This is a genomic window from Actinacidiphila polyblastidii (assembly GCF_036353415.1).
GTDB lineage: Bacteria > Actinomycetota > Actinomycetes > Streptomycetales > Streptomycetaceae > Actinacidiphila > Actinacidiphila polyblastidii.
In genome coordinates this window covers 1-15914 of the sequence record NZ_JAZEWV010000061.1, presented here as the reverse complement: position 1 = coordinate 15914, position 15914 = coordinate 1, and the positions used below count along the sequence as shown (strand labels likewise).

Sequence of the window (15914 nt, the reverse complement as noted above, 5' to 3'; positions counted from 1 at the left end):
GGCCGGCGCGGTCCGGCCGGACCGAGCGGGCCGGGCGGATCGTCCTGCCGGGCCGGCCAGCCGCTCGCGCGGCGGGTGCTCGGCGCGGCCTCCAGGCTGTAGTAGGCCGCGTCCAGCGGCCAGGTCGCCCGGCCGCGCTCGCTGACGTCGATGCCGAAGATCCGCAGCGTGTCGTGGCGCTTGGCCGTGTACGCGGCGTAACGCACTTCGAACTCCGCGTCCTCGTCGGTGAGCTGGCCGGGCGGCGAGGTCAGCCGGGGGACGCGGACGTCGTGGGCGTCGAGGACGGCGGTGAAGTCCGGTTCGTCGAGCAGCCGGTGCAGGGGGGTGACGGTGACCCGGCCGTGCTGCCAGCCGGTGGGGTCTGCGGTGACCACGCCCAGCAGCACGCCGCCGGCGAAGACCGCGGCCCCCGACATGCCCGCGAGCGGTGAGATCCCGTCGGGCCGCGCGGCGGGCGGCACCCCGTCCAGGGCCAGGACGTCGCGGCCGGTGAACATCCCGGAGCCGGGCTTGTACACCCCGGTGAGCTGCTCGGTGTCCAGCCGGCCCGCCGCGTCGCGCTGCACGTAGGGGAAGCCCACCGCGACGCAGTCCGGGACCGGTCCGAGCGAGGAGAGGCGCGCCCAGCGGTTGCCGGCCCAGGCGAAGCTCTCCGGCGCCGCCAGCTCGCGCGCCGAGGCGAGGAGCGCCACGTCGACGCCGGACTGCTCACGCGGCCAGAGCCCGGCGCGGTCGCAGCGCACCTCGCCTTGCGGCCCCGGCACCGTGACCCGTACGTCCTCGGCGCCCTCCACCAGGTGCGCGGCGGTCAGCACCAGCCAGGGGGTGAGCAGGTAGCCGCTGCCCTGGCGGCCGCCGCAGCGGACCACCGCGAGGCGTTCGCGGATCGGGCCGGCCGCGGGCAGGCCGGCGGGCGTGCAGGCCAGGTCTCCCACCGGGTCAGCCGCTCGCCGCCAGGCCCGACACGTCGCCCTCGTCCGGCGCGCCGATCAGCGGGCTGCGTCCGGTCGCGGCGTCCACCGGCCGCAGCGTGAAGGACACCGTGTGGGTACGGCCGAGGGTGCGCGAGGCCTCGGCGGCCGCGTCGACGACCCACGCGCTGACGCCGCCGTGCCCGGAGCGGCTGCGCTGGAGCTGCACCGCGAACTCCATGTGGATCTCGCCGACCTCGAACCGTACCGCCGCGTCCGCGCCGCGCGCCGCACCGGTCATCAGGCTCTGGCGCACCGCCTCGACGGCCTCGGCGAGTTCCATCCCGCCGACCGGTGGGAGGTCGTTGCCGTGCGTGGTCATCCGGTGCCCCCTCGCGGTGAATGCGGCCTCCACGGTAGTGGACCGCGGTGTGACCGGGGCCACGAACGGGCGTTCCGCGCGGGCCCCCGCGGTGATGTGTCCCACGTGACCCGCACCACTTACTAACGGACGTAGTGGGCGCCGCGCGGTCCGGCGGCTGTCCACAGGCTGGGGACGGCGCGGGCGGGGGCCGCGCCCGCCGCAGAGGGGGCAATTCGGTCATCGCGGCGGTTTTCCACCATCGATGTGCAGGGTCCGGGGGGTCGTGCGGCTACGAGCCGGGGTAGTAGGAGCGGCCCTTGTCGTGGGCGAAATGCCGGGTTACCAAGGATGAGCAACGGGCCGCAGCCGGATCTGTTGCTCTCCCCCATCCCTGTGAGGTTGTTTCTTGATGCGCAAGAACTCGACGATGAAGAACCGCACCCCGAAGTCCGTCACTCGCGGCCGGGTGGCCGTGGTGACCGGAGGACTGGTCGCGGCCCTCGCGCTGGGCACCACGGCGGCGCTGGCCTCCGACACGCAGCACGTGGGAACTCTCGCCGCAGGTTCGCCCGCCAGCATCTCCCAGACCGTCGCCAAGCAGGCGGCCGACCAGAAGACCGCCGCGGCCAAGTCCGAGGCCGCCGCCAAGCAGGCGAAGGCCGATGCGGCGGCGAAGCGGAAGGCGGCCGCCGAGGCGAAGAAGCGCGCCGCGGCCAAGGCCGCCGCGGACCGCAAGGCCCGCATCGCCGGCTGGGAGACCCCCACCACCGGCTACGTGCTGGGCGCGGGCTACCACCAGGTCGGCAAGCACTGGATCCACACCCACTCCGGCCAGGACTTCGTGGTCCCGACCGGCACCACCGTGCGCGCCGCGCACACCGGCACCGTCGTGACGGCGGGCTGGGGCGGCGCCTACGGCAACAACATCGTGATCAAGAACGGTACGAACCTGTACACCCAGTACGGCCACCTGTCGCACATCGGCGTGCACGTCGGCGAGCAGGTCATCACCGGTGAGACGATCGGCCTGTCCGGCTCGACCGGCAACTCCACCGGCCCGCACCTGCACTTCGAGGTCCGGACCACCCCGTACTACGGCTCCTCCGTCGAGCCGCTGCACTTCCTGAAGACCCACGGCGTCACCCCTTGAGGTGACCTCGCAGCATGACCTCACCCGGTGACGGCGCTCGGCGCCTCCGCCTGGGCGACGAGATCGAGGGCGACCTCGAGGACAGCCGCGCGCTTCTCCTCGGGGTCGCCCTCGATGTTCTGCATGGCGAACATCCCGGCGTGCATCGCGAAGAGCGCGGTGATGCAGCGCACCTGCGCGGTCATCGAGGAGTCCTCGTCGCGCAGCAGCGAGTTGAGCCCGTGCAGGTTGTTCTTCAGGGACTCGCCGATGGACAGGTCGCGGACGGTCGCCTGGTTCTCCTGGATGAAGCGGAAGAAGCGGGAGGCGCCCCACAGGATGTCGCTGTAGCGGCGGAGCATCTCCTGCTTGGTCTCCAGGGTGCGCGGCTGCCCGCCGGCCCAGGTGATCAGCTCGGCGACCGGCGCGGCCAGGTCGTCGGCGATGCTGACCAGGATGTCTTCCTTGGTCTTGAAGTGGTAGTACAGCGCGGCCTTGGTGACGTCGAGGTGCTCGGCGATCTCGCGCAGGGAGGTCTTCTCGTAGCCCTGCTGTGCGAAGAGTTCGAGCGCGACGTCCTGGATGCGACGGCGGGTGTCGTTGCGGCGCGGCTGATGCGGTGTGGCCATGGCTGTCGCTCTCCTGCTGCACTACGCGTCACGCCGCACTACACGAGGTGACGGGCCTGGGCCTCACACGGTAGGCCCTTCGGCCGGGGTCCGCACTTACTTGACGCCCGGCTAGTTAGCACCGTACCTTGAGGCGAACTCAATAAGCTAGCCGGGCGGCAAGTAAGTATTCCTGAGGTGGCTCTCCAGCCCCTCGCGCGGATCGTCGAAGCGCCGCCCTCGTCACGGGGGAGGATCACCGGTCATGTCCCAGACCGCAACGCCGACCACCGCCGCCAAGGAGCCGCGCCAGCGCAGCGTCCGGGTGGTCATGGTGGGTCTGATGATCGCGATGCTGCTCGCGATGCTCGACAACATGATCGTCGGCACCGCGATGCCGACCATCGTCGGCGAACTCGGCGGCCTCGACCACCTCGCGTGGGTCGTCACCGCCTACACGCTGGCCACCGCCGCCTCCACCCCGATCTGGGGCAAGCTCGGCGACATGTACGGCCGCAAGGGCATCTTCCTCACCTCGATCGTGCTCTTCCTGGTCGGCTCCGCGCTCTCCGGCATGTCGCAGTCGATGGACCAGCTGATCAGCTTCCGGGCCATCCAGGGCCTGGGCGCCGGCGGTCTGATGGTCGGCGTGATGGCGATCATCGGCGAGCTGATCCCGCCCCGCGAGCGCGGCAAGTACCAGGGCCTGATCGCCGGCGTGATGGCGATCGCGATGATCGGCGGCCCGCTGGTGGGCGGCTCCATCACCGACAACTGGGGATGGCGCTGGAGCTTCTACATCAACCTGCCGGTCGGCGCCGTCGCCCTGACCATGGTCACCATCGTGCTGCACCTGCCGAAGAAGCGGACCGAGAGCCGTATCGACTACCTCGGCGCCGCGCTGCTGACCGTGGCCATCACCTCGCTGGTGCTGCTGACCACGTGGGGCGGCACCCAGTACGCCTGGGGCTCCGGGCAGATCATCGGCCTGCTCGTGCTCGGCCTGGCCGCGCTCGGTGCGTTCGTCTACGCCGAGACCCGCGCCGCCGAGCCGGTGCTGCCGCTGCGGATCTTCCGCAACGCCAACTTCTCGCTGATCTCGCTGATCGGCTTCCTGGTCGGCTTCACGATGTTCGGCGCGATGACCTTCCTGCCGCTCTACCAGCAGACCGTGCAGGGCGCCTCGGCGACCAACTCCGGGCTGCTGCTGCTCCCGATGCTGCTGTCGATGATGGCGGTGTCCATGGTCGCCGGCCGCGTCACCAGCAGCACCGGCCGCTACAAGATCTTCCCGATCATCGGCGGCGGACTGATCACCGTCGGCCTCTACCTGCTGTCCACCATGGACGCGCACACCAGCCGGTTCACCTCAGGGCTGTTCATGGCGGTGCTCGGCGCCGGCATGGGCTTCATCATGCAGATCACCATGCTGATCGCGCAGAACAGCGTGCAGATGCGGGACATCGGCGTCGGCTCCTCGTCCGCGACGCTGTTCCGTACGATCGGCGGCTCCTTCGGCGTCTCGCTGTTCGGCGCGCTCTTCACGCACCGCATCCAGGAGACGATGTCCTCCAGCGCCGGCGCGTCCGGCGCGGCGGCCATGAAGGCCGGCGCGCAGCTGTCCCCGGCGACCATCGCGAAGATGCCGGCGTCCCTCAAGGACGCGTACTTCCACGCGGTCGCCAACGGCACCCACACCGTGTTCCTGTGGGGCGCCGTGGTCAGCGTCATCGGCTTCGCCGCGGCCTGGTTCCTCGTCGAGACCCCGCTGCGCGGCGCCGGCCCCAAGCCGGCCACCGCGGACGAGGCCGCCCCGGCCCCCGAGCCGCTGGTCGCCGACGCCATCTGACCCACCTCCGGCGGAACGCCCCGGGCGCTCCCGCCACTCGCCGTCCGGTCCGTGCCGCCCGCGGCCGCCTCCACGACTTCCCGCACCTGCGCAACGGCGCATACGTCGCCACCGTCACCTCCAGCGAGGACGAGGTGGAGCCGGACGGACCGCCGTACGGGTACACCCGCGCCGCCGTCGGCGAGCACCTCACCCGCTACCGGACCACCGGCCACCACCACTCCTATTTCCTGCACGGCGCGAGCCTCGGACCGTTCATCCCCATCGACGCGAACGAGGCGAAGGGCGAACCGGCCCACCAGCACGCCGCCTGGCGCGACGCCGACGGCATCGGCATCGGCAGCCGAGGGCTCGGGGAGCGCGTCGCGCGCGCCCTGCGCCGACCGGCTACCCGCGCGGCAGCAGCAGCTGGGCCACCGCGCCGCCGCCCTCCTCGGGGGCGGCGTTGCGGAAAGTGAGGCGGGCGCCGAGGACGCGGGCCTGGCCGGTGGCGATGGTCAGGCCGAGGCCGTGGCCGCTGCCGGAGCGGTCGGAGCTGCCGGTGCGGAAGCGGCTGGGGCCCTCGCGCAGCAGGTCGGCGGGGAAGCCGGGGCCGTGGTCGCGGACCCGGACGAAGGGGCCGTCGACGACCACCTCGATCAGCGGCCGGCCGTGGCGTGCCGCGTTGGCCAGCAGGTTGCCGAGGATGCGCTCCAGCCGGCGCGGATCGGTCTGCACGAGCGCGTCGTCGTCCACGACGACCTTCGCGTCGGGCGCCAGGGCCTGCACCCGGCGCCGCACGAACTCGCCGAGCGCCACCTCCTGAAGGTCGGCCTGCTCGGCCGCGCCGTCCAGCCGGGCCACCTCCAGCACGTCCTCGACCAGGGTGCGCAGCGCGTGCACCCGGTCCCGTACCAGCTCGGCGGGGCGGCCCGGCGGCAGCAGCTCGGTCGCGGTGACCAGGCCGGTCAGCGGGGTGCGCAGCTCGTGGGCGATGTCGGCGGTGACGCGGCGCTCGGCCTCCAGCCGCAGCTGCAGGGCGTCGGCCATCGCGTCGACGGCGCGCGCCAGCTCGTCGGTCTCGTCGCGCACCCGGCGGCCGCCGATCGCCTCGCGCACCCGCACCTCGGTGTCACCGTCGGCGACCTTGCGGGCCGCGGTCGCCGCCTTGCGCAGTCGCCGCGACATCCGGCCGCCGATGAGCACGCCGAGCGCGGTGCCGACGCCGACCACCGCGAGGGAGCCGGCGACCAGCGCCTGGTCGAGGTCGACCAGCACCGAGTAGCGGTCGGTGAAGGTGCTCTTCAGCGACAGCACCTTGTGCTCGTCGGCCGGGGTCTCCGCCCACACCGTCGGGGCGCCGTGCGCGTTCTCCTGCACGTAGGTGGCGCGCTGGCCCTTGGCCGCGTACTGCCTCAGCTCGCGCGGCAGCGACGGGTCGTCGAGCCGGACGCCGAAGACCTGCCGGCCGGTCGACTCGTAGATCCGCAGCGCCGACTGGACGCGCTCGTCCTGCACGTCGCGGGTGCTGTTGATCATGCTGACCCGGGCGGCGTTGTGCACCACCAGGCTCAGCGCGAGGGCGACCAGCGCGGACACCACGGCGATGGCGGCGCTCAGCTTCCACCGCAGCCCGCTGCGGAAGAAGGAACGGAAGGCGCGGACGGCCGGGGACACCGCCGCTCACGCCTTCAGCTTGTAGCCGAAGCCGCGCACGGTCTCGATCCGGTCCTGCCCGACCTTGGCCCGCAGCCGCTGGACGTGCACGTCCACCACGCGGGTGTCGCCGCCCCAGTCGTAGTCCCACACCCGCTCCAGCAGCCGGTCCCTGGACAGTACGGTGCCGGGCGCGCCGGCGAACTCCAGCAGCAGCCGCATCTCGGTGGGCGTCAGCGCAAGCCGCTCGCCGCCGCGGGTGACCTCCAGGCCCTCCGGGTCGATCTCGATGTCGCCGAAGGACAGCAGCGCCCCGCCGTCGTCCTCGTCCGCCTGGGAGGCCGCGCGGAACCGGCGCAGCACCGCCCGCATCCGGGCGACCAGCACCGCGCCGTCGAACGGCTTGGTGACGTAGTCGTCGGCGCCGGCCTCCAGGCCGAGCACGATGTCGATGGAGTCGGCCCGCGCGGACAGCATGATCACCGGGATCGTGGACTCGTCGCGGATGCGGCGGCACAGGCTGACCCCGTCCAGCCCCGGCACCATGACGTCGAGCAGCGCCAGGTCGGGCCGCTCGCCGCGGAAGGCGTCGAGGCCGGTCAGACCGTCGGGCGCGGCGGTGACCCGGAAGCCGTCGCGCTCCAGGGCGAGCGTGGTCGCCTCGCGGATGACGTCGTCGTCCTCGACGAAGAGGACGTGGGTGGCGGCCATGCGGCTATCGTCCCGCACCGGGAGCGGTGCTCGGCGCGCCGGGCGAGGCCGGTACGGCGGTGGCCGGCAGGTCGGGATCGACCGGGTCGGCGTCGGGCCGCGGCACCGGGTCGGTGGACAGCGGTTCCGGGGAGGTGGACGGCGAGGCGCCGTCGTAGTCCTGGAAGGTCTGGCTGACCGGCACGAAGTGGTTGCCGCGCCAGGCGTAGGTGACCGACTCCTCGCCGGTCGGGTACGACACCGGGTCGTCGGTCTTGTACACCTCGTGCACGATCTGCAGCCGGCCGTCCTCGACGCTGCCGTAGACCGGGGAGCGCTCGTCCGCGAAGACGTTCAGGTACTTGCCGTCGATCATCCGGTACACGTACGCGGCGATGCCCAGGCCGTCGCCGCAGGTGGTCACGTTGACCACCAGGTCGGGGCCGTCGCCGGCGGTGAGGTCGCCGGAGTCGGTGTCCATCGGGTAGTCGTCGCCGACGCACGGGGTGAGGTCCTCGCGGACGTCCGCGCTGATGCTGGTGTCCTTGCGCACCATGGAGGCCAGCGCCGGCGGGTCGGAGGCGATGGCCGGCGCGGCGGCGGAACGCGGCTTCACCGTCACGGGTGAGGCCGGCCCCTCCCTGCGGGCGCCGGTGACGGTGGTGCCGCAGCCTGCCACCACGACGCACGCGCAGCTCAGCGCGGTCGCCGCGGTCACGGAGGCTATGCGGCGCACACGTCCTCCCTCCGCGAGTACCCGTAGGTGCCGTGCTCCAGCTCGTGGCGCAGCCGGGCCAGCGCCCGGTGCAGCGTGCTCTTCACCGTACCGGTGGACATGCCGAGGACGTGTGCGGTCTCCTCGGTGGACAGCTCGCGGTAGTGCCGCAGCACCACGACCTGCCGCTGCTTGGGCGCGAGCACCCGCATGGCGTCGGCGAGCATCTCGCGGTCCGCGCGCTGCTCGGCGCCGTCGTCGACGGTGGCGTCCGGCAGCTCGGCGGAGGGGACCTCCTCCAGCTTGCGGTTGCGCCACCACTCGGTGCGGGTGTTGATCATGACGCGCCGCATGTACGCGTCGGCGAGCGCCTTGTCGGCGATGCCGTCCCAGCGCGGGTAGGTGCGCACCAGCGCGGTCTGTACGAGGTCCTGCGCGTCTATCGGGTCCGGCACGAGCCGGCGGGCGCTGCGCAACAGGGCGTCCTGCCGGGTCCGGACATAGTCCTCGAACTCCAGTACCGTCGCGCCGTCCGCCGCCATTGGTGCCTCCGCCCCGTTTGCCTGTCACCGCACCGGGGGATGGAACCCTCCGGCCGAGTCGAAGCTACGGAGCGGATGTCAGGCTTTCGCCACCGTGAACGCACAGCGGCCGCACAGCAACCCATCGGTTGTGTAACGGCCGGCTGAATGCGGCGAGTGCGGCGAATGCGCCGTGTGCGGCCATTGCGGCGGATCGGACGGTGTGCGCCGTGTGGCGGGGATGCCGTCCCCGACAGCCCGGCCCCCCGTCCCGGCCGTGGTCAGGCCGGCAGCCGGTAGACGCCGTCGGCCAGCGGCTCGACGAGGCCGTCCTCGACCAGCCCGTCCAACGCCCGCGCCCGCTGCACCGGTTCGTGCCACACCGCGTCCAGCGCCGCCTGCGGCACCGGGTCCGTCGACGCCCGCAGCACCGCGAGCAGCCGGCCGCGCACCTGGCGGTCGGTGCCCGCGTACGTCTGGCCGCGCCGCGCCGGGCCCTCGTGCGGCGGCGAACCGGCGAGCCGCCACGCGCAGCGCGCCGCCACCGGGCAGGCCCCGCACTGCGGTGAGCGCGCCGTGCACAGCAGCGCGCCCAGCTCCATGGTGGCCGCCGCCCACTGCGCCGCCGTGCCCTCGTCCGCGGGCAGCAGTGCCGTCGCGGTGCGCCGCTCGGCGGCGGTCGTCGCGTTCGGCGGATACTCCACGCCCGTCACCAGCCGCGCGAACACCCGCCGCACATTGGTGTCCAGCACGATGTGCCGCCGCCCGTACGCGAACGACGCGACCGCCGCGGCGGTGTACTCGCCGACCCCCGGCAGCGCCAGCAACTCCGAGTGGCTGTGCGGGACTTCGCCGCCGTGCTGGTGGGCTATGGCGGTGGCCGCGGCGTGCAGCCGCAGCGCCCGGCGCGGATATCCCAGCCGGCCCCAGGCGCGTACCGCCTCACCGGGCGACTCCCGGGCCAGGTCCGCCGGGCGCGGCCAGCGGGCCAGCCACTCGGCGTGCACCGGCAGCACCCGGACCACCGGGGTCTGCTGCAGCATGAACTCGCTCACCATCACCGACCAGGCGCCCGCGTCGGGGCGGCGCCACGGCAGGTCGCGGGCGTGCTCCCCGAACCAGTCGATCACCAGGTCGTGCAGTTCGGCGGTCGCGGCCGGCACCGGGACCCGCGCGGCGGCGGGCGTGGAAGCGGCCGCGGCGGCGGGGGATGCGGGCAGCGGGGGACGGGAGTCGCGCAGATCTGTGCTCATGGCCGTTCGATCCTCGCATACGTGAGCCGCGGCGCGACGCCCGACGGCGACACAGCGCATCCGTGAGCGTACCGAGCGCACACGGACGCGCAGGTAAACGTGATGATCCGTAAAGACCCTGGGCCCAGCGGCGCGTGTGGTGACGGCGCGCGGGTGATCTCCCCTAGAGTTCGTCCGTGGGCTCGATGCGCAATCCCGTGGGACCTCTGCCGTCAACCATTTACTGGCGGCGGCGGGCAGTTGTGCTGTGCCTGCTCGCGCTGGTCGTGGTGCTCGTCGTCTGGGCGCTCAACTCCGGTGGCGGAGGCGGCGGGAAGGGCTCCGGCGCACCCACCGACACGCATACCCCGGTGGCCACGATCACCCCGGGGCCCACGCCCTCCGGCACCCACATCAGCGGACGCCCCGGCGGCCGTGACACCTCGGGCGGAGACGGCGGTTCGTCCGGCGGCGGCGCCGACGGCGCGACGTCCGCGGGCGGTTCCGGCGACACGACCGGCGCCACCGGCTCCGACGCGGGCACCGGCGCGAGCGCCGCGGGCGCCACCGGCGGGGCCGACACCGCGGGCTCCGGCGGGAGTTCGGACAGCGGCGGCTCGGCGGGCACCGGCGACCCGGCCGGCTCCGGCGGCGGATCGTCCACCGGCGGCGAGGTGCCGGTCGGCTCCACGCTGCCCGACTGCACCGCCGGCTCGGTCGCGCTGACCCTGACCAGCGCGCAGAACTCCTACGGCCCGGGCCAGAGCCCCCAGTTCAGGCTCAAGGCCGCCAACTCCTCAGGCGTCGCCTGCAAGATGGACTTCGGTCCGAGGAGCGCGGTGTTCACCGTCACCAGGGCCGCCGACAACAGCCACGTCTGGGCCTCCGACGACTGCCCGACCGGCGGCGCGCACCTGATGGAGGTGCCCGCGCACGGCTCCACCACCTTCACCCTGCGGTGGAGCGGCAAGAACAGCTCGCCGCAGTGCGCCGCGCCGAAGGGCCAGACGGCGCAGCCCGGCACGTATCTGGTGCAGGCGAAGGCGCCGGGACACGACGCGAAGCAGGCGTCGTTCGTGCTCTCCGCGGACTGACCGCCTCTCCGCGCACCGACCGCCCCCCGCCGCGGCGGTGCCGAGCCGTGCGGCCCGGCCCTCAGCCGTGCGACGCCACGCGCCGTGTCACCCGCAGCGCGCCGCGCGGCGCGTCACACGTAGCGTTCGAGGATCGACGACTCGGCGAGCCGGGAGAGGCCCTCGCGGACCGAACGGGCCCGCGCCTCGCCGACGCCGTCGACCGCCTGGAGGTCGTCCACGCTCGCCGCGAGCAGCTTCTGCAGTCCGCCGAAGTGCTCCACCAGCCGCTCGATGACCGTGTTGGGCAGCCGCGGCACCTTCGCCAGCAGCCGGTATCCGCGCGGCGAGACCGCCGAGTCCAGCGACTCGGGCGAACCGGTGTACCCCAACGCCCGCGCCACCGTGGTGAGTTCGATCAGGTCGCCCTGCGGCAGCGTGTCCAGCTCGCCGAGCGCCTCGGGCACCGTACGGCTGCGCTTGGCGGTCGGCTCCGGCACGTAGTCCCGTGCCACCAGGTCCCGTTCGGGCTCCACGCCGGCGATCAGCTCGTCCAGCTGGAGCGACAGCAGCCGGCCGTCGGTGCCCAACTCGACCACGTACTCGGCGATCTCGGTGGCGATCCGGCGGACCATCTCCAGCCGCTGGGCGACCGCGGTGACGTCCCGTACCGTCACCAGGTCCTCGATCTCCAGCGCGGACAGCGTGCCGGCGACCTCGTCCAGCCGCAGCTTGTACCGCTCGAGGGTGGCGAGCGCCTGGTTGGCGCGGGACAGGATCGCGGCGGAGTCCTCCAGCACGCGGCGCTGCCCGTCCACGTAGAGCGCGATCAGCCGCATCGACTGGCTGACCGACACCACGGGGAAGTTGACCTGCTTGCTCACCCGGTCCGCGGTGCGGTGCCGGGTGCCGGTCTCCTCGGTGGGGATCGTCGGGTCCGGCACCAGCTGCACGCCGGCCCGCAGGATCTTGGTGATGTCCTTGTCGAGGATCAGCGCGCCGTCCAGCTTGCACAGCTCGCGCAGCCGGGTCGCGGTGAACTCCACGTCCAGCACGAAGCCGCCGGTGCACAGCGACTCCACGGTCTTGTCCATGCCCAGCACGATGAGCCCGCCGGTGTTGCCGCGCAGGATGCGCTCCAGGCCGTCCCGCAGGCTGGTGCCGGGCGCTACCGCGCTCAGGGAGGCGCGCATCAGCCCGCCGTCGGCACCGGGGCCCCCGCCGGCCCTGGCGGCAGAGTCTCCCGCTGCCCTACGGGCCGGGGCAGCGCCCCCTGCCCGGTCGTTGGCTGCCACTCGTTCCTCCGGTCGGTGCGATTGCACTGAGTTTACGTCGTCCCCGCCGCGCGGTGGCGGTTCGCCGTCCACGGCTGCGGGCGCACGGGAGCGGTGCGCGCGGCACGCGCCGGGCGCCGCGCCCCTCGACCGGGCACGCGGCCGTCCCCCGGCCGGCCGCGGAGCCCGGAAACACGGGCCGGCGGGGAACCCGTACCGGAGCCCGGGTCAGCCGCGCGGGGTACGGGAGGGGAGGGTGCGCAGCGCGTCGCCTATGTCGGAGACCTCGATCACCTTCATGCCCGGCGGCACCTTGCCCGGGTCCGGCGGGACCAGGGCGTGCGTGAAGCCGAGCCGGGCCGCCTCGGACAGGCGGCGCTGCACCCCTGTGACGCGACGCACCTCGCCGGCCAGGCCGACCTCGCCGACCGCGACCAGGTTCTTCGGCAGCGGGGTGTCGATGGCCGCGCTGGCCAGCGCCAGCGCCACCGCGAGGTCCGCGGCCGGCTCGGTCAGCCGCACCCCGCCGACCGTCGCCGTGTAGATGTCCTGCTTGCCGATCGAGCGGATGCGCCCGCGCTGCTCGAGCACCGCGAGCATCATCGACACCCGCGAGTTCTCCAGCCCGGACGTCGTCCTGCGCGGCGACGGGATCTGCGTGTCCACGGTCAGCGCCTGCACCTCGGCGACCAGCGGGCGCCTGCCCTCCAGCGTCACGGTCAGGCACGTCCCGGGCACCGGCTCGTCCCGCCGGGTCAGGAACAGGCCCGACGGGTCGGCGAGGCCGATGATGCCCTCGTCGTGCAGCTCGAAGCAGCCGACCTCGTCGGTCGCGCCGTAGCGGTTCTTCACCCCGCGGATCAGCCGCAGCCGGGCGTGCCGGTCGCCCTCGAAGCTCAGCACCACGTCCACCAGGTGCTCCAGCAGGCGGGGGCCCGCGATCGCCCCGTCCTTCGTCACATGGCCGACCAGCAGCGTGGACATGCCGCGCTCCTTCGACGCGCGGATCAGCGCCCCCGCGACCTCGCGCACCTGCGCCATGCCGCCGGGCGCGCCGTCGATCTCCGGGGAGGCGACGGTCTGCACCGAGTCCAGGATCAGCAACGCCGGCTTCACGTCGTCGAGGTGGCCGAGGACCGCGGACAGGTCGGTCTCGGCGGCCAGGTAGAGGTGGTCGGCGATCGCGCCGATCCGGTCCGCCCGCAGCCGCACCTGCGACGCCGACTCCTCGCCGGTCACATACAGCGTCGGGTGCTCGCGCCCGGACGCCTTCGCGGCCACGTCCAGCAGCAGCGTGGACTTGCCGACGCCTGGCTCGCCCGCCAGCAGCACCACCGCGCCGGGGATCAGCCCGCCGCCCAGCACCCGGTCCAGCTCCGGCACGCCGCTGCTGCGCGCGGTGGCCTGGCGGCCGTCCACCTGGCCGATCGGGCGGGCCGCCGAGGTCACCCGGCCGGGCGCGGTGGTGCGCACCGCGGGCGCGGCGCCGTACTCCTCCACCGAGCCCCACGCCTGGCACTCGCCGCACCGGCCCAGCCACTTGACGGTGGTCCAGCCGCACTCGGTGCAACGGTAGGAGGGACGGTCCTTGGCGGCGGGCTTACGGGTGGCCATGCCGCTCACCGTAGCGGCCGGGTGTGACATCGCGGCCGCGCCCGCCGCGGAAACCCGCCACCGGGACGCCCGCCGGGACGCCGCGCGGGGCGCTCGCGGGGGGTGGACGAGGGCGCGGACGGGGGCGCGCGGCGCTCCGGTCGAGCGCACGCGCGCCGCTTCACCCGTACGCGTGACCGACCTGTCCGAGTTCGGTACGTCCTGTTACCCGTAAGGATGAATGTCCGCCCACCGGGCTGGGCCCGGCCCTCCGCCGGGCCTACCGTCGCCCGGTGATGAGCAGGCAGCAGACCCCCACCCAGAGCACCGGCGCGCACCGCAGGCACAGGGCGCCGACCGGGCGGCCGCGCGCCGAACGCGGGCGCGAACCCGAGCGGGACGGGAACCGCGAGCGGGCCCACGGCCGCCGGCGGCCGCAGGGCACCCTGCCCCTGCAGCCGCCCGGACACTACGAGCCGTACCTCGACGGCCTGTTCACGTACTGCCTGGCCATCCTGTGCGAGCACGACGCGGCCTGCGCCGCGCTCGGCGAGACCCTCGCCTTCGCGGAACGCCAGCGGGCCAGGCTGCGCGACCCCGCGCTGCGCCGCGCCTGGCTCTACGCGCTGGCCCGCTGGTCCTGCCTGCGCCGCCTCGGGGCCGGCGGCGCCACCCCGCTGCCGCGCGCCGCCGAGGACGTCGCGGAGCTGCGCCGCGCCCAACTCGCCGCCCTCGCCTGGCCGGAGGCGGCCGGCACCACCCCCGAGCAGCGCGAGGCGCTCGAACTCGCCGTCCGCCACCAGCTCTCACCCGCCGAGGTCGCCCAGGTCCTCGCCCTCGACGCCGACGCCGCCCGCACCCGGCTCGCCAGGGCCGCCTGCGAGGTCGAGCGGACCAGGACGGCCCTCGCGGTCGTCGACACCGGCCGCTGCGGCGAGATCGCCCGGCTCGCCGGCGAGACCCGCGTCCTGCTCGGCACCGCGCTGCGCGCCGAACTCGTGCGCCACGTCGACGACTGCGCCACCTGCCGCCGCGCCGCCGAACGCGTCGTCGCCGCCGGCCCCTGGCCCGGAGCGCCCGACGCCGCGGCCGTCCTCACCCTCGCCGAAGCGCCGCGCGCGGCCGTCTACGCGGCGATGCTGCACGCCATGGACGCCGGGGCGGGACGCTCCCGCGAGGCCACCCCCCGCTTCGACCGGCGCGGCTTCCCCCTCGACCTGAAGGACCGCGCGGCCCGCCGGGCCCGGCTGCGCCACCGCGCCGTCACCAGCACCGTCGTCGCCGCGGTGGTCGCGGCCCCGGTCCTGGCCGTCTGGGCCGCCTACCGCGCCGCCCCCCTCGGCGACGACCACCCAGGACCCGGCCGCCCCGCCCAGGCCAGCGAGCCGGACGGACTCGACGGCGCGTCCTACGAGAAGGCCGGCAGCTCGGTGCCCTCCCCCCGGTCCGGCGCTCCCGCCCCCTCCGCCACCCCCGGCTCGGCGTCCCCCACCGTCACCGTCTCCCAGGACCCCGCCACCACCCGCCCCACCGACGGCTCCGGCTGGCTCACGGTCACCGCGGCCCCCGCCCCCGGCGCCACCGACGTCACCCTCACCGCCAACGGCGACTCCCCGGTCCGCTGGGCCGCCCACACCTCCGCCTACTGGCTCCAGCTCTCCTCACGCGGCGGCGAACTCCGCCCCGGAGAATCGATCACTCTCACCCTCACCGTCGACCACGCCCTCGAACCCACCGGCCCCTGGACCGCGGCGATCTCCTTCACCCCCGGCAACGCCCAGGTCACCCTCCACGGCGCCACCACCCGCTCCGTCCCACCCCCGACCACCTCCACCCCCCCACCCCCCGCGGACACCCCCACGCCCACCCCGACGACGCCACCCCCCACGGACACCACCCCCACCCCCACGCCCACCCCGACGACCCCACCCCCCACGGACACCACCCCCACCCCGGCCCCCACCCCGACCTGAGCCCAGGAGCAGCCCACCCACCCCGGCCGGGCGTGACGGCCGGAACCCACCCCCCAGCCGGGAGCGGCTCACCACCCCAGCCGGGCGAACGGCAGGGCAAACCGGCAGGGCAAACCGGCAGGGCAAACCGGCAGGGCAAACCGGCAGGGCAAACCGGCAGGGCAAACCGGCAGGCGAACCGGCAGGGCGAACCGGCCGGAGGGGGACGGGGGTGGAGGGGGAGGGGGTCGAGATGCTGACGTGTATTTGCGGCCCTTGACCGCGGTTCAGCGAGGCGTGGGGAGTTCAGAGGGCCGTAAATATGCGATATCGACCCCCGCCCCCCGGCCCCCCCCCCCCCCCCC

Annotated in this window: 14 protein-coding genes; 4 read left to right on the top strand and 10 right to left on the bottom strand. The window is 74.1% G+C overall.

Annotated elements, in window-relative coordinates; translation table 11 throughout:
* Together V2S66_RS34005 and V2S66_RS34000 are read right to left on the bottom strand one after the other, a co-directional pair.
* Positions 1-938, bottom strand: a 938-nt coding sequence (locus V2S66_RS34005; RefSeq protein ID WP_461949950.1) for a serine protease family protein, incomplete at its 3' end; no start/stop codon positions are given.
* A 4-nt stretch (positions 939-942) separates the two neighbouring features.
* Positions 943-1296 carry a trypco2 family protein gene (locus tag V2S66_RS34000; RefSeq protein ID WP_330800915.1) on the bottom strand — a complete coding sequence of 118 codons (354 nt, stop codon included), beginning with the start codon at positions 1294-1296 and terminating at the stop codon, positions 943-945.
* 391 nt (positions 1297-1687) lie between these two features.
* Between V2S66_RS34000 and V2S66_RS33995 the strand changes: the two genes are divergently transcribed.
* A complete protein-coding gene (locus tag V2S66_RS33995) occupies positions 1688-2428 on the top strand; it encodes a M23 family metallopeptidase (RefSeq protein WP_330800912.1) in 741 nt (246 codons plus the stop codon).
* Between the two features lie 20 nt (positions 2429-2448).
* On the opposite strand, the gene V2S66_RS33990 is transcribed toward V2S66_RS33995, so the two are convergent.
* Positions 2449-3036 carry a TetR/AcrR family transcriptional regulator gene (locus V2S66_RS33990; RefSeq protein ID WP_330800910.1) on the bottom strand — a complete coding sequence of 196 codons (588 nt, stop codon included), beginning with the start codon at positions 3034-3036 and terminating at the stop codon, positions 2449-2451.
* A gap of 244 nt (positions 3037-3280) precedes the next feature.
* On the opposite strand from V2S66_RS33990, the gene V2S66_RS33985 reads away from it, so the two are divergent.
* Positions 3281-4864 (top strand): MDR family MFS transporter, encoded by a 1584-nt coding sequence (locus tag V2S66_RS33985; RefSeq protein ID WP_330800908.1) that lies wholly within the window; start codon positions 3281-3283, stop codon positions 4862-4864.
* Positions 4865-5251: 387 nt separating this feature from the next.
* Here V2S66_RS33985 and V2S66_RS33980 read toward each other — a convergent pair whose 3' ends face one another.
* The 5 genes from V2S66_RS33980 to V2S66_RS33960 form a co-directional block, all read right to left on the bottom strand.
* Positions 5252-6520 (bottom strand): sensor histidine kinase, encoded by a 1269-nt coding sequence (locus V2S66_RS33980; RefSeq protein ID WP_330800906.1) that lies wholly within the window; start codon positions 6518-6520, stop codon positions 5252-5254.
* Positions 6521-6526: 6 nt separating this feature from the next.
* Positions 6527-7210: a two-component system response regulator CseB gene (gene cseB, locus V2S66_RS33975; protein WP_330800904.1), complete on the bottom strand. Its 684-nt coding sequence runs from the start codon at positions 7208-7210 to the stop codon at positions 6527-6529.
* A 4-nt stretch (positions 7211-7214) separates the two neighbouring features.
* Positions 7215-7925 carry a hypothetical protein gene (locus V2S66_RS33970; RefSeq protein WP_330800902.1) on the bottom strand — a complete coding sequence of 237 codons (711 nt, stop codon included), beginning with the start codon at positions 7923-7925 and terminating at the stop codon, positions 7215-7217.
* Entirely contained in the window at positions 7913-8446 is a 534-nt protein-coding gene (locus V2S66_RS33965) for a SigE family RNA polymerase sigma factor (RefSeq protein WP_330800900.1), read from the bottom strand. The genes V2S66_RS33970 and V2S66_RS33965 overlap by 13 nt, the downstream gene beginning before the upstream one ends.
* 260 nt (positions 8447-8706) lie before the next feature.
* Complete coding sequence (locus V2S66_RS33960; protein ID WP_330800898.1) at positions 8707-9678, bottom strand: HhH-GPD family protein; 972 nt, start codon at positions 9676-9678, stop codon at positions 8707-8709.
* A gap of 242 nt (positions 9679-9920) precedes the next feature.
* On the opposite strand from V2S66_RS33960, the gene V2S66_RS33955 reads away from it, so the two are divergent.
* Positions 9921-10751 (top strand): hypothetical protein, encoded by an 831-nt coding sequence (locus V2S66_RS33955; protein WP_330800897.1) that lies wholly within the window; start codon positions 9921-9923, stop codon positions 10749-10751.
* Positions 10752-10864: 113 nt separating this feature from the next.
* Here V2S66_RS33955 and disA read toward each other — a convergent pair whose 3' ends face one another.
* Positions 10865-11923, bottom strand: a complete 1059-nt coding sequence (gene disA, locus V2S66_RS33950) for a DNA integrity scanning diadenylate cyclase DisA (RefSeq protein WP_330800895.1) — start codon at positions 11921-11923, stop codon at positions 10865-10867.
* 309 nt (positions 11924-12232) lie between these two features.
* On the bottom strand, positions 12233-13618 hold the full coding sequence (gene radA / locus V2S66_RS33945; RefSeq protein WP_330800893.1) for a DNA repair protein RadA: 1386 nt from the start codon (positions 13616-13618) through the stop codon (positions 12233-12235).
* 275 nt (positions 13619-13893) lie between these two features.
* Here radA and V2S66_RS33940 point away from each other — a divergent pair, with 275 nt between their 5' ends.
* On the top strand, positions 13894-15570 hold the full coding sequence (locus V2S66_RS33940) for a BACON domain-containing protein (RefSeq protein ID WP_330800891.1): 1677 nt from the start codon (positions 13894-13896) through the stop codon (positions 15568-15570).
* Positions 15571-15914: the final 344 nt, after the last annotated feature.

Coding starts and splice junctions, on each gene's coding strand:
- V2S66_RS33995 (WP_330800912.1), top strand. CDS start 1,688: ATGCGCAAGAACTCGACGATGAAGAACCGCACCCCGAAGTCCGTCACT.
- disA (WP_330800895.1), bottom strand. CDS start 11,923: ATGCGCGCCTCCCTGAGCGCGGTAGCGCCCGGCACCAGCCTGCGGGAC.
- V2S66_RS33990 (WP_330800910.1), bottom strand. CDS start 3,036: ATGGCCACACCGCATCAGCCGCGCCGCAACGACACCCGCCGTCGCATC.
- V2S66_RS33940 (WP_330800891.1), top strand. CDS start 13,894: ATGAGCAGGCAGCAGACCCCCACCCAGAGCACCGGCGCGCACCGCAGG.
- radA (WP_330800893.1), bottom strand. CDS start 13,618: ATGGCCACCCGTAAGCCCGCCGCCAAGGACCGTCCCTCCTACCGTTGC.
- V2S66_RS34000 (WP_330800915.1), bottom strand. CDS start 1,296: ATGACCACGCACGGCAACGACCTCCCACCGGTCGGCGGGATGGAACTC.
- V2S66_RS33965 (WP_330800900.1), bottom strand. CDS start 8,446: ATGGCGGCGGACGGCGCGACGGTACTGGAGTTCGAGGACTATGTCCGG.
- cseB (WP_330800904.1), bottom strand. CDS start 7,210: ATGGCCGCCACCCACGTCCTCTTCGTCGAGGACGACGACGTCATCCGC.
- V2S66_RS33960 (WP_330800898.1), bottom strand. CDS start 9,678: ATGAGCACAGATCTGCGCGACTCCCGTCCCCCGCTGCCCGCATCCCCC.
- V2S66_RS33985 (WP_330800908.1), top strand. CDS start 3,281: ATGTCCCAGACCGCAACGCCGACCACCGCCGCCAAGGAGCCGCGCCAG.